Source organism: Archangium sp., from assembly GCF_036389735.1.
Lineage (GTDB): Bacteria > Myxococcota > Myxococcia > Myxococcales > Myxococcaceae > Archangium.
The window spans coordinates 1-12,899 of record NZ_DASVWK010000564.1; the positions used below are offsets into that span (position 1 = coordinate 1).

Genomic DNA, 12,899 nt, shown 5'->3' on the forward strand with positions numbered 1-12,899 from the left:
CCGCGAGTGGACTGGGCAGAACTGGGCTTGCCCCGGTTACGGCTCTCCCTCACCTTGTGTGGTGCAGGGGCGGCGAGCAGGCGAACCTCACTCGTGCTTCCCCCCCCGCCTGCGCCCAGGATTCACACAAACTGCGGGAGAGCCGGTTACGTGGACAGTAGGGTTAAGATGAGACTCGGCGAGAGGGCGAGCGGAAGCGGACCCTTGCAATTGGCGCCGACGAACCCGAGCAGCACCGCGCCTCCCACCCCCCTCTGGCTCCAACAAGAACCGATTTGGTCCCCTGATGCGATCCGTGGCCTCCTCGTTAAGAGTGGGTTCGACTCAAGGCAGCGGGCAACCTCTATTCGAGGCAGCGGGAATCGAACCCGTGGACAAGGCGATGGAAAGCCCCAGAGGCGTCGGCTCCCCGCCGCTCAGTGCACCGAGCGCCCCTCCTGGCTCTGCTGGTAGACGGGGAGCCGGATGGCGTGCAGGAAGCCCCGGGGGATGATGCCGAGCCCGTCGCGGAAGGGATCGAACCGCAGACGCTCCGGGTCGAGCACCACCTCGTCGCGCAGGAAGAGCTCCGCGAGGGGCGTCCAGGTGTGGGGCAGCCCGCGCTCCCGAGGGAGCACCTCGAAGGTGAGGACGGCCTGGCCCGCGTACATGGCGTCCCGCAGCCGCTCCACCCGCGAGCCGTGCCGCTGGGAGTCTGCGCGCAGCGAGGTGAGCCGCAGCTTCGCCTTCCCCAATCCCCGCACCGTGAAGGGGGCCAGCCCGTAGTAGTCGTTGTCCAGCCAGTCGTGGACGTGGGTGCTGAGGAAGGCCGGGGCCAGCGTCACCACATGGCGCAGGGTGGCGAAGAGGACGTCCTGGTCTCCCGGGGCGGCCTCCGCGCTGAGATGCGTGTCGCGCCGGAAGCGCACCGAGGCGCCGAGGATGTCCGGCCATTCGCGCCCGCCCCGCCACGTGGCGGTGGACAGCCGCACCAGCGCCGAGCCCGCCAGCCGCTCGGCCACGTCCGTGAAGGGCGGGTCCGTCTGCACGGGCACCACCTCGGCCTGGAGGCAGATGCCCTCGGCATGCAGCGCCCGGGCATGACGCCGCTCTGAGGTGGCCCGGAATTGTGGTCCCCACAACGTCCCCACCGCTCGACCGACGATCTCTCCCAAGCCCATGCGCACACCCCCGGGAACTCAGGGTGGGGTGCGGTGGGCGCGATCGGCCATGTCCGGCCCCGTGCCCGGGTGGAGGGCGAGCGGGGAGCCGAAAAACCCCCAACCGTGGTCTGGCGCACGATCCGCGAAGAAGGGGCGGGCGCTGGGAGGGCAGGCGCATTAGTGTTGGAACGCCATGAACATCCCCTTCGTCATCGAGACCACCCACCGGGGCGAGCGCGCGTATGACCTGTACAGCCGGCTCCTCAAGGACCGGATTGTCATGCTGGGCACGCCCGTCAACGACGACGTGGCCAACGTCATCGTCGCCCAGCTGCTCTTCCTCGAGTCGGAGGACCCGGACAAGGGCATCAACCTCTACATCAACTCGCCCGGAGGCTCGGTGACGGCGGGCCTGGCCATCTACGACACCATGCAGTACGTGAAGTGTCCGGTGTCCACCATCTGCGTCGGGCAGGCGGCCTCCATGGGAGCCCTGCTGCTGCTCGCCGGGGCCACGGGCAAGCGCTACGCCCTGCCCAACGCGCGCATCATGATCCACCAGCCGCTCGGTGGCGCGCAGGGTCAGGCGTCGGACATCGACATCCAGGCGAAGGAAATCCTGCGCCTGCGCTCCTACATCAACGGCCTCATCGTGAAGCACACGGGTCACTCCGTGGAGCGCATCGAGAAGGACACCGAGCGCGACTACTTCATGAGCGCCGAGGAGGCCCGGCAGTACGGCATCATCGACGAGGTGGTGAACAAGCAGATCTCCCTGCCGGCGGCCAACGCCAACACCGCCCCGCCCGCCAACAAGGGCTAGTCGCTTCCCGAGAGAGCGCCCGTCGGTGTGAGAACGCCACGGGCCGCTCGGTGCTCGGACGGCACGGACCATGCGCACCTTTGAGGTGCCATGGCCCCCCTCCGCTCCGCACTCACCCTCGTTTTGACGTCCACCCTCCTTGGTTTCGGCTGCGTCTCCGGGACGACCCAGGCGCGCCGGATGACCCCGGAGTCACCGAACACCGTCCAGCAGGAATTGGGCTACCGCGACATCGTGCGGCTCGGCCAGGAATACGCCATGTCGGCCGGCTATGAGGTGGCGGACGTCGCCGAGGCCGTCCAGGTGCGCCCCAACTACTGGCGGGTGCGCTTCGCTCTGGCTCCCCAGGGATCGGGCAGGCTGCTGGAACTCGAGTTCGACGGCGTCGCGCGCCAAGTGACCGGCTCCACCGAGGTGGGCGGCGCCGCGGGCCGCGTCACCCCGGGCCCGTGAGGGTGCGCGGGGTTTTCATCCCAGGGACTCCCTTCTCCTCACCCCGTCCCCTCTCCCGGAGGCAGAGGGGGGGGAGGGCTCTCACGGGAGGGAGGACAGGAATCGCGTCACGTCCCGCTCGAAGCGCTCCGCCTCTTCCAGGTAGGGGAAGTGTCCGCTCTGCTCGTACTCGAGGAGGGTGGCGCGGGGCAGGGCCTTCGCCAGGGCCTGCATGCTCTCGAGGCCGATGGTGTGGTCGTACCGCCCGCCCACGACGAGCACCGGCGCGGTGAGGCGCTCGGGGGTCGTGAAGCGGTAGGCGGGCAGCTCGTTGGAGAACAGCGCCCGCGACAGCTCCCCGGTGTTGCGCAGGCCGCTCTCCTCGTCCACCGCCTCCTGCATCTGGAGGTAGACGGCGTTGCGGAACTGGAGGGACTGGAAGAAGGTCCGCGCGTCCACGCCCCGCAGGGCCCGCATGACCTGGTCATAGTCCGAGGTGTCCTCGGGGTTGGCGGTCTCCGCGAGTCGCCCGGGATACAGCCGCTCGAGCTCGCGCTTCCAGGTGGAGAACGAGGCCGACGCATCCGAGAAGCCGCTCACGAACACCACTCCCGCCACGTGCTGGGGGTAGCGCACCGCGTACTCCAGCGCGAGCGTGCCGCCGAAGGAGTGGCCCAGCAGCACCCAGCGCTCCACGCCCAGCTCCTGGCGCAGCGCCTCCAGGTCCGCCACCAGCACGTCCAGCGAGTAGCCGCCCTCCCACGGGCGCTCGGAGCGGCCACAGCCCCGCTGGTCCAGGTACACCATGCGCCGGCTCTTCTCCAGGCGCGGCCCCATCAGCCGGGCGAAGCTGTAGCTGTTGTAGCCCGGGCCCCCGTGCAGGAAGAGCACGGGCGCGCGGGCCGCTGGAGCGTCTCCAGCGACGCGGTAGTACAGCCGGACCCCGTTGACGACACGCTGGTGCTCACCCGTCGCCAGCGGCGGCTCGGTTCCGGCGCGGGGCACATGGGCACACGCGGCCAGTAGCGTACCCAGCACGGCACAACCCAGGACTCCAAGACGCGAGGAAGACATGGCGCGTATCTCTGTCACCTCTCGCCTCGGGATGCCCGGCTCGCGCGTGGCAACTGTCTCCCGCTGTCCGGCGCGAGTGTCGGGTGGCGGCTATTCGACGCGGGTGATGCGGTTGGTCTCCGGAGGGGAGAGCGGGGAGTGCGCCTTCAGCCACGCTTCCAGTGCGTCCACGTCCACCACGCCGCCGCGCCGCTCGGTGCCCTCGGCGAGCACGCGGAACCCATCCCCGCCGCCGGCCAGGAAGCTGTTCACCGTGACGCGGTAGCGGCCCTGGGGGTCCACGGGCTGGCCGTGGAGGCGGAGGCTGGCCGGGTCCACCTTCCGGCCCACGGGCGCCGAGGCCTTCCACGTATAGGAGAAGCCCCGCGAGGGATGGAGGATGCGCGTGGGGCCGGTGCCCTCCTGCCACTGCAGCTCCAGCAGGGTGTGCAGCTGGGCACCGGTGAGCGTCACCGTCACCAGGGTGCTGCCGAAGGGCTGCACGGAGAAGGCCTCGCCGTAGGTGATGTCGCCCTCGTCGAGCTCCCCGCGGATGCCGCCCGGGTTCATGAAGGCCACCTGGGCGCCCGCGTCCTTCGTCGCGGCGAGCTGGGCATCGGCGATGGTGTTGCCGAGGGGGGACTCGCCCGAGGGCCACGCCCTGGCGTTGGGCAGTTGGAGCCGCGCCGTCACCCGGCCGAGCACCCTGTCCCTCAGGGGCGCGGCCATGGCGTCGTAGCGGTCCACGAGCGCTTGCACCTCGGGCACGCCCTCCACGTCGCGGGTGACGGGCAGGTTGTGCGCGCTGCTCTCCACCACGTCCCCGGTGGCCGCATCCACCACCAGCTCCAGGTCCGTGACGAGCCGCCCGTAGGACATGGCGCTGGTGACGCGCCTGCCGTCGATGACGCAGTTGTACGCCTGGTGGGTGTGGCCGGTGATGAGCGCGTCCACCGCCCGGTCCAGCCCCTGGGTGATGGCCACGATGGGGCCGGAGATGCCCTCGCACCCGTCGAACGTGCCCGCCTGGGTGCCACCCTCGTGAAGGAGCACCACGATGGCCTCCACCCCCTGCCGCTTCAGCTCGGGCACCAGGGCGTTGACCGTCTCCACCTCGTCCTGGAACCGGAGCCCCGCGATGCCCGAGGCGTCGACGATCTCCGGGGTGCCCTCCAGCGTCATGCCGATGAAGGCCACCTTCACGCCCTCGAAGTCACGGACGGCGTAGGGCGGGAGGAGGGGGGTGCCCTGCTCGGTGAGGACGTTGGCGGCGAGGTACTGGAAGCGCGCGCCCTCGAAAGGCGTGCCGTCCTGGCAGCCGTCCACCGGATGGCAGCCGCCGGACTGCATCCGCTTGAGCTCGGTGGCGCCCTCGTCGAACTCGTGGTTGCCCACGGCGGCGAGCTCCAGCCCCAGGAGGTTCATCGCCTCGATGGTGGGCTCGTCATGGAAGAGGGCGGAGACGAGCGGGGTGCCGCCGATGAGGTCGCCCGCGGCCACCACCACCGTGTGCTGGGGAGCACGGGCGCGCAGGGTGGCCAGGTGCCGGGCGAGGTAGGCGGCTCCCCCCGCCTGCACCTTGAGGGGACCGCCGCCGATGCGGACCTCTCCGGAGGAGCCCGGGGGCGGCGCGAGGTGGCCGTGGAAGTCATTGAGGGCCAGCACCCGGACGCGCACCTGTCGAGGGGGGGCGGTGGGGGCGGGCTCCTGCTGGCGACCGTGGGCGCAGGAGAGGAGGAGCGCGCTGGAGAGCAGCAGGGCGCGCAAGGGCGAGAGGGCGGGGGACGTGTGCATGCGGAGGCCCTATGTCTCACAACTCGTGGATCACCGCATGCTCCCCGCTCTAGACTGGAGGGGCTCGTCTGACCGGGAGGGGGGAAGCACCGATGTGGGCCCGCTCATACTCAGTCCGCGCCGTTCTCGCCGTGGGGTTTCTCGTCCTCTTCTATGGGGTGGCGCTGGGCATGGCGCTCGGGCTGCTGGCCATCCCCTACCTCCTCTATACGAGGGTGCACCGCATCAACGGGCAGCTCACCCTGCTGTGCGTGGTAGGCGCGGGCGCCATCCTCTGGGGGCTCGTGCCGCGGCGCGTGCCCTTCGAGCCACCCGGGCCCCGGCTCACCGGGGCCGAGCACCCGAGGCTGTTCGCCGCCATCCGGGACGTGGCGCGGCGCATGGAGGCGGAGATGCCGGCGGAGGTGTACCTCATCCCGGACGTCAACGCCTTCGTGGCCCAGGTGGGGGGCTTCCTCGGCTTCGGCGGCCGGCGCGTCATGGGCATCGGCCTGGGCCTGCTGGCGGTGGACAACCTCTCCCAGTTCCGCGCCACCGTGGCCCACGAGTTCGGCCACTTCAAGGGAGGTGAGACGAAGCTGTCCGGCTTCATCTACGCCACGCGCGCGGCGATGATCCGCACCCTGGAGACCCTGGCCGAGAGCGGACGCACGCTGTTGCGGAAGCCCTTCGAGTGGATGCTGCACATCTACCTGCGCATCACCCAGGCCATCAGCCGGCAGCAGGAGTTGGTGGCGGACGAGTGGAGCCTGCGCATCGCCGGTAAGCAGGCCCACATCACCGGCCTGCGGCAGGAGGGCCTGCACGCCACGGGCTTCTCCGTCTTCCTGGAACAGGAGGTGTACCCGCTGGGGCGGCTGGGCGTGGTGCCGGACAACCTCTTCGAGGGCTACCGCCGCTATGTGGGCAGCTCGGGCTGGGAACGCGTGCAGCCGAAGCTCCAGGCGCAGCTGTCCGAGCGGAAGACGGACCCGTTCGACTCGCACCCGGGCCTGGAGGAGCGCATCGCCTTCGCCGAGCAGGTGCAGGTGCCGGACCAGCCCATGGACGAGACGCCCGCGTACACGCTGCTGTCCAACGCCGAGGCGCTGGAGAAGCACCACACGGACGAGCTCCGCCCCAAGGCGCTGACGCTCATCCCCTGGTCCGAGGTAGGCGCGCGCTGGAGCGAGCTGTGGAAGGGGACGGCCAACCGGGTGCAGGCGCGGGTGCCGGACTTCTCGCTGGCCCGGGTGGCCGGGCTGCTGAAGGACGCCGCGGCGCGGGAGTCCTTCGCCGAGACCGTCAACCCGCGCATGGTGGGTTACCGCGCGCCGGATCGGGCCGAGCGGGTGCGCGGGGTGGTGCTCCACGCGGTGAGCGCGTACCTGGGGAGCATCCTCTCCCGGCACGGCCTGGCCTGGACGACGTCCCCGGGCGAGCCGCTGAAGCTGGAGCGTGACGGGGTGCTGGTGGACCCGACGGCGCTCGTGGAGGGGCTGCTGGAGGGGACGCACGGGCCCGAGGAGCTGGAGCGCGTGCTGACGCGGTACGCGGTGGCGGGGGATGCCACCTGGGGGGTGCGGGGCAAGGAGCGCGAGGAGGCACTCGCGCCCGCGGCCACGGTGGAGGTGCGGCGGCTTCGGGGCACGGTGGAGGTGCGAGCCCCGCTGGAGGGCCTCGGTCTGCCCCAGTGCTGCGTGCTGTGCTGCGGCGTCATCACCGGCCACGTGGAGACGCGCTTCGAGGTGGGCGGCCTGCTGCGGGACGACGGCCACGTCACCTTCGAGGTGCCCGTCTGTGAAGCCCACACGCGCCAGGCGGACAAGGCCTTCAAGGTGAAGCGCTACGAGCAGGGCTCGGGCCTCATCACGCTCGAGGTGCCCAACGCCCAGTACGCGGAGTTCCTCCAGCGCGGCAACGCGTGAGCGCCCTCAGTGCACCGAGCGGGGCCCGGGTCGCAGCGGCACCGGGGGCGGGAGCTGCTCGCGCGAGACGCTCTCCCGCCCGGTGGCCTTGCCCGTCTCCAGCAGCGACTTGAAGCGCAGCAGGTCGTCGTCCATCTGCTTCTTGGGGTCGGCCCCCAGCAGCCGGGCGAAGACGTGGCCCAGCGCGCCCGCGGGCGGGGTGTAGGTCATCCGGATGTCCAGCCGGGTGGAACGTCCGTCCTGGGTGGGCTCGAAGTGGATGGTACCGGCGTGCTCCACCGAGGAGCCATTCACGCTCTTCCAGGCGAGCACCTGGTGGGGGATGAGCCGGGTGATGAGGGCGTCCCAGGCGAAGGTGATGCCGGCCGGGCCCCGCACCCGCCAGTGCGAGCGGTCCTCCCCGCTGGTGCGCACCTCCTCCACGTGGCTCATGAAGCGGGGGAAGTTCTCCATCGCCCGCCAGAAGCCGAACACCTCCTCCACGGGCGCGTGGACGATGATGTCCTTGTGCAGCTCGATGGCTAGCCGTTCGCCGCCCACGCCGGTCAGACGCTTGAGCTCGATGTTGGTGATGCTGCGCAGGGTGAGCAGCGAGCCGAGGACGGTGGACAGCATCCCCGGGAGGCCGCGGCGCCACAGGCCCCACGTCAGCAGGCTCCCGCCCCCGAGCCCGCCGATGAAGCGCGCGGCGGGCGACCAGTTGCGTTGGAGGAACTCGGGCCGGTCCCCCGTCACCGGGCCCGTCTGGAGCTTCGGGTGGCTCCCGGGCCGTGCGTGGACCTCCAGGTTGTCGAGGACGTCCAGCACACCGTGGACGTGCCGGAGGCGGGAGAGCAGCTTGGAGTGCTCGGCCTTGAGGATGACGCCGTCGAGCCGCACCCGGCCCAGGTGGACGCTCACCTCGAGGGCGTTCGGGTGCGAGCACACGCGGCCGAGCGCCGCGCGAACGCGGGCCTCGATGGTCTTGTCGTCCACCTCTTCACGGCGGAACCGGCTCGCGGTCTCGAAGAGGAAGCCGCGCGAGCGGTGGACGATGTCGCGTGCCACCACGCCGGCCGCGAGCTGCGTCTCGTGGAGGGCATGGCGGAACTTGTCCTGCGTCACCTTCCTGCGCCGCCGGCCGCTCCGGGGATCCGACCAGTACATCAGTCCCACGCCCAGACCCATGCCACCCACCATCCACATGCCAGCTCGCATTTCCACGCCCTCCTCGGAACTCCAGCGAAACCCAAACTGGGCGTCCAACCGGCGTTTGGCAGCAAGCAGGCAAGGGAGACCTTCTCCGACTGCCTCGTACCTCCACCCACCTGAATGAGCAGATTGGAGACGACGGAGGGGAAGAATGCCTGTTCAACCGCCGACGAAGCCTGGGGCTCCCGTGAAGGAGCCAGAGCCGAACACGCCGCAGCGCGAGCCGGAGTCTCCGCGGCCACCCGAGGTGGAGCCTCCCACGAGGCGACACGCGCCGGAGATAGAGCCGCCGTCGCGCCAGCCACCGGAGGTGGAGCCTCCCCGGCACGAGCCGCCCATGGAGGAGCCGATGCGGCGGTCGGAGCCGGAGGCCCAGCCTCCGGGCATCCACGAGGCGCCGAACCCGAATGAAGGCCCCATGGGTCAGCCGACCATCATCGCCTGATCAGCGTGGGAGGTTGGCGCAGGCCCGGGAGTCTCCGCCGTCGCACGCGCGCCGGAGGAGCTCGGTGGCCTTGGCGTCGTTCTTCTCGGCGCAGGCGCCGGTGCGGTGGCAGATGCCGGCGCTGAAGCAGCCCGAGGCCTCGCCCGCCTCGCACCCGCGCATATAAAGGAGATAGGCCTTGGCCGGGTCCGCCTGGAGTCCTCCGCGACCCTGCCACTGGAAGGTGCCCAGCGTCACGCAGGCGCGAGCGACGCCCGCGTCACAGGTGCGCGTGTACAGCTCGACGGCACGCGCGGAGTCGGCCTTCCTGTCGGCCTCGAGGGCCGCGTCCAGGCACCCCTTCACCGTGCCGCCCGGGCACTTGTCGTCCGGGCGCGCGAGGAGGGCCTGCTCTTGCGCGGCCTTGTCGTTCTTGCCCGCCGTGCCCTTCTCCTGCGAGCAGCCACCCGCCACCACGGATAGCAGCGCCAACACCCAGACTCGTCTCAAGGGGACCTCCCGGCTTTTTTCGGCGCCGGACCCTAGCACGCGCTCCACGCCGTCAGTCCTCCGGACTACGCTGCGCGTACTGCGTCAGAGGGGAGACCTGAGAATGGCCGAGGAACGGACGTACCTGGAGCTGTCGGAGGACGGGGGCGGCTCCCACAAGTTCTACGAGGTGAAGCTGGAGGGCTCCTCCCTCACCGTTCGCTACGGCCGCATCGGCGACAAGGGCCAGACACAGGTCTCCCAGTTCCCGACTCCCGAGAAGGCGCTCGCCGAGGCCCGCAAGAAGCTCAACGAGAAGATGCGCAAGGGCTATGCCCCCGCCGTCATGGGTCAGCGGGGCAAGCGCACCGTCACCCGCCGCGAGATGACCAGTGGCCGCTCCAGCGCGACCCAGGCGCCCCTGCTCTGGAAGTTCGGCTCCGGCGATCGCGCCTTCGGCATCTTCGTGGACGACTCGCGCTGCTGGGTCGGCAACGAGAGCGGCTCCATCTACTCGGTGGACCATGACGGTCGCACCCTCTCCCAGTTCCGCCTCGCCGATGGCGTGAAGTGCATCGTGGCCGATGACCGCTGGCTCTACGCCGGGTGCGACGACGGCCGCGTCTATGACCTCGGGGGCAAGGTGCCGCGCGTGGCCTATGCCATCTCGGACGACCTGGACATCTTCTGGCTGGACATCAAGGACGGCGTGCTCGGCGTGGCCGACGCGGGCGGCAAGCTCACCGCCATCAACCACGAGGACGAGTCCCAGTGGGAGAAGCAGAGCATCGGCACCCATGGGTGGATGGTGCGCTGCGACGAGCTGGGCATGTACCACGGCCACGGCCGCGGCCTGACCATGTACGACTGGGAGGACGGCCGCGAAATCTGGCACCGCCCCACCCAGGGCAACGTGCTCTTCGGCTGGCAGGAGGAGTCCTCCCTCTACGCGAGCACCAACCTGGGCTTCGTGCACCGCTTCACCAAGAAGGGGGATGCCGGGCCCGTCATGCAGTGTGACTCGGCGGTGTTCTCCTGCGCCGCGGTGGACGATGGTCGCTACGTCTTCGCGGGCGACAACATGTCCAGCGTCTACTGCTTCAACGACAAGGGCGAGCGGCTGTGGAAGCTGTCCACCGGCTGCGGCTCGGCCTTCTCCATGCAGCTCTTCCAGGAGCGGCTCTACCTCTCCACCACCGAGGGCGTGCTCGCCTGCATCGACGCGAGCGAGAAGGCCATCCGCGCCGCGCAGTCCGGCTCGCTGCCCACGGCCCGCGACATCAAGGCGCCCATGCCCCTGGCCGCCGTGCCCGCCGGCACCGTGGAGACGACGCGCGAGGCCGGCAACGGCGTCATCGTGGAGTGCTACCAGGACGGTCCCCACCTGCGCGTGCGCGTGGTGTCCCCTGGCTACCACCCCGACTGGCACGTGCAGTTCCCCAAGGACATCCGCCAGGCGGGAGGCCGCTACGTGGTGGAGGGCGTCCATGCGTCCGCGCGCGGTGGCTTCTACCGCGCCCATGGCGACATCCGCGGGCTGGTGAGCTGACGTGAAACTGCTCGAGCAGGTGGCGCTGCTCTTCCAGGAGGGGAAGAGCGACAAGGTGTACGAGGTGGACCTCCTGGAGGTCTCCCCCGGCCAGTGCGTGGTGAACTTCCGCTACGGCCGGAGGGGCACCACGCTCAAGGACGGCTCGAAGACGCCCGTGCCCGTGCCCCAGGCCGAGGCCAGGCGTGTCTTCGACAAGCTCGTCCAGTCCAAGCTGGACTCGGGCTATGTGCGCGAGGGAGCACCCGGCACCCCGGTGTCGCCGCCCGCGCCTCGTACCCCCGCCGAGCCCCCGCCCCCGAGGGTGGAGGCGGCGTCCGAGCTGTCACCCCGCGAGCGCGTCCTGCTCCAGCAGCTCCAGCAGGAGGCCAGCGCCCGGCAGTGGTTCCGCCGCGCCGAGGTGCGCGCCCAGCCCCGCGAGCTGGAGCGCGTCATCTGGCGCGTGGGCGAGCTGCGCGTGCGCTCCGCCGAGCCCCTGCTGCTGCCGCTGTTGAACCGAGCCAGGCCCCTGCGGGCCTATACCATCGCCGCCGCGCTGGGGCGCCTGGGCACCGAGGCCTCCGTGTCCGCGCTCGGGAAGCTCTACGGGGACGCCTCCACGCCGGACATGGTGCGCCGCATCGCCACCGAGGCGTTGCTGCGACTCTCCGACGAGGCCACCCGTGCCGACTTCCGCCGGGACGTGCTGGAGAAGCTGCCCCCCGCGCTGCGCGAGCCGGCCCGGGCCGGGGACGCGGAGGCCTTCGGCAAGGCGCTCGACGCGCACCTCGCCACCGGCAGGGAGGACGCCCTCGACGTCCTGGAGCCCCTCTACCTGGTGGACTCCGAGGCGGTGCGGCCCGCGCTGCTGCGCGTGCTGCGCACGGTGCCCTTCACCCCGCGCTCGGTGCGGGTGCTGCGCCACCTCTTCAAGGCCGCCGAGTACCGCTACGACGGCCAGGTGTTCGGCCTCATCGCCTGGCGCTACGAGAAGGAGCGCTCACTGGGCTCCAGCCGGCCGCGCGCCTACACGATGCAGACGCGCAAGTACCTCCGGCGCCGCGTGTGGCGCACGCTGCGTCGCCTGGGCGAGCTGGAGAGCCCGGACTTCGTGAAGATGGCGGTGGGCGTGCTGCTCGCCTTCAGCGACGCGGACGCGGTGCCCCCGCGCACCCAGGGCTGGGGCTGGTCCGAGACGCCCTTGGATGCCTACGCACCCTACTGGGCCTTCAACCAGGTGCTGTACCGCCACAGCCCACGCTACGAGCCGCTTCCGAATCCGCTCCTCTTCCGCTGCAAGGGCGGGTACCGGCCCGTGCCCGGGGCCCTGGCGCCCCACATGCGCGAGGAAGCCTTCCCCACGCTGTGGGAGCGCACCCCGGCGGGTCTCCTGCACCTGCTGGACGAGAGCCGTTGCGCCCCGGTGCACGAGTTCGCCGCCCGCGCGCTGCGTGCCTGCCCGGGTTTCCTCGCCCAGCTCGACGTGGACGCGGTGGCCATGCTGCTGGAGCGTCCCTACGAGCCCACCGCGCGGCTCGGCTTCGAGCTGGCCTCTCAACGGTTGGACGCGCGGCGTGAGCCCCGGGCCCTGCTGCTCGCGGTGGCGCGCTCGGCGTACGCGCCCGCCCGCCAGCAGGCTTTCCATTGGATGGCCGAGGTGCGCCACTCGCTCATCGAGGACTCTGGCTTCCTCGCGGGGCTGGCCACCGCGCCCCACGCGGACACCCGCACCTACGCCGCCAACCTGGTGCGCGGCTCCGTGCTCTCCGCGCAGGTGGTGCGGACACTCGTGGGCCGGCTGGTGGCGGCGCTGCTGTCCATGAAGGCGAAGGAGGATGGGCCGGTGGCCGCGGACGTGGCCCGCGTGGTGCTCGCCGCGCTGGGGCCCGGCTCCCGGCCCGTGGGGCTGGAGGTGGTGAGGGACCTGCTCGCCCATCCGCTGCCCGAGGTGCGGGAGCTGGGTGGCGAGCTGTTGCTGCGCCGCGACCTGCGCACCGAGCCCGTGCCGGACGAGCTGCTCCAACTGTTGGTGCAGGCGGAGCACGCGTCGCTGCGGGCCCTCGGCCTGCGGCTGCTCGCGCTCCTGTCCGAGTCCGAGGCCACGCTGCTCGCCCAG

General features: G+C 71.0%; 10 protein-coding genes and 1 pseudogene. 6 read left to right on the plus strand and 5 right to left on the minus strand.

Annotated features, from left to right (window positions below; genetic code table 11):
* Positions 1–416 precede the first annotated feature (416 nt).
* The gene (locus tag VF794_RS19835) at positions 417–1,160 is read right to left on the minus strand and encodes a hypothetical protein (protein ID WP_331112694.1); all 744 of its coding nucleotides are present in this window, start codon (positions 1,158–1,160) and stop codon (positions 417–419) included.
* 175 nt (positions 1,161–1,335) lie between these two features.
* Between VF794_RS19835 and clpP the strand changes: the two genes are divergently transcribed.
* Both clpP and VF794_RS19845 read left to right on the plus strand, forming a co-directional pair.
* Complete coding sequence (gene clpP / locus VF794_RS19840) at positions 1,336–1,965, plus strand: ATP-dependent Clp endopeptidase proteolytic subunit ClpP (protein WP_331112696.1); 630 nt, start codon at positions 1,336–1,338, stop codon at positions 1,963–1,965.
* Between the two features lie 90 nt (positions 1,966–2,055).
* Positions 2,056–2,418, plus strand: coding sequence for a hypothetical protein (locus VF794_RS19845; protein WP_331112698.1), 363 nt, complete (start codon positions 2,056–2,058; stop codon positions 2,416–2,418).
* An 81-nt stretch (positions 2,419–2,499) separates the two neighbouring features.
* On the opposite strand, the gene VF794_RS19850 is transcribed toward VF794_RS19845, so the two are convergent.
* Both VF794_RS19850 and VF794_RS19855 read right to left on the minus strand, forming a co-directional pair.
* The gene (locus VF794_RS19850) at positions 2,500–3,435 is read right to left on the minus strand and encodes an alpha/beta hydrolase (protein WP_331112700.1); all 936 of its coding nucleotides are present in this window, start codon (positions 3,433–3,435) and stop codon (positions 2,500–2,502) included.
* Between the two features lie 126 nt (positions 3,436–3,561).
* Positions 3,562–5,244 (minus strand): bifunctional metallophosphatase/5'-nucleotidase, encoded by a 1,683-nt coding sequence (locus tag VF794_RS19855; protein ID WP_331112702.1) that lies wholly within the window; start codon positions 5,242–5,244, stop codon positions 3,562–3,564.
* Between the two features lie 92 nt (positions 5,245–5,336).
* Between VF794_RS19855 and VF794_RS19860 the strand changes: the two genes are divergently transcribed.
* The gene (locus VF794_RS19860; protein ID WP_331112704.1) at positions 5,337–7,151 is read left to right on the plus strand and encodes a M48 family metallopeptidase; all 1,815 of its coding nucleotides are present in this window, start codon (positions 5,337–5,339) and stop codon (positions 7,149–7,151) included.
* Between the two features lie 6 nt (positions 7,152–7,157).
* Here the strand turns inward: VF794_RS19860 and VF794_RS19865 are convergent, their stop codons facing one another.
* A complete protein-coding gene (locus VF794_RS19865) occupies positions 7,158–8,348 on the minus strand; it encodes an SRPBCC family protein (protein WP_331112706.1) in 1,191 nt (396 codons plus the stop codon).
* 181 nt (positions 8,349–8,529) lie between these two features.
* On the opposite strand from VF794_RS19865, the gene VF794_RS19870 reads away from it, so the two are divergent.
* Positions 8,530–8,787, plus strand: a complete 258-nt coding sequence (locus VF794_RS19870; protein WP_331112708.1) for a hypothetical protein — start codon at positions 8,530–8,532, stop codon at positions 8,785–8,787.
* Here the strand turns inward: VF794_RS19870 and VF794_RS19875 are convergent, their stop codons facing one another.
* Complete coding sequence (locus tag VF794_RS19875) at positions 8,788–9,276, minus strand: hypothetical protein (RefSeq protein ID WP_331112710.1); 489 nt, start codon at positions 9,274–9,276, stop codon at positions 8,788–8,790. It abuts the gene before it with no gap.
* A gap of 103 nt (positions 9,277–9,379) precedes the next feature.
* Here VF794_RS19875 and VF794_RS19880 point away from each other — a divergent pair, with 103 nt between their 5' ends.
* Positions 9,380–10,804, plus strand: a complete 1,425-nt coding sequence (locus tag VF794_RS19880) for a WGR domain-containing protein (RefSeq protein WP_331112712.1) — start codon at positions 9,380–9,382, stop codon at positions 10,802–10,804.
* 1 nt (position 10,805) lies between these two features.
* Positions 10,806–12,899, plus strand: a pseudogene (locus tag VF794_RS19885) (hypothetical protein); the annotation flags it as partial.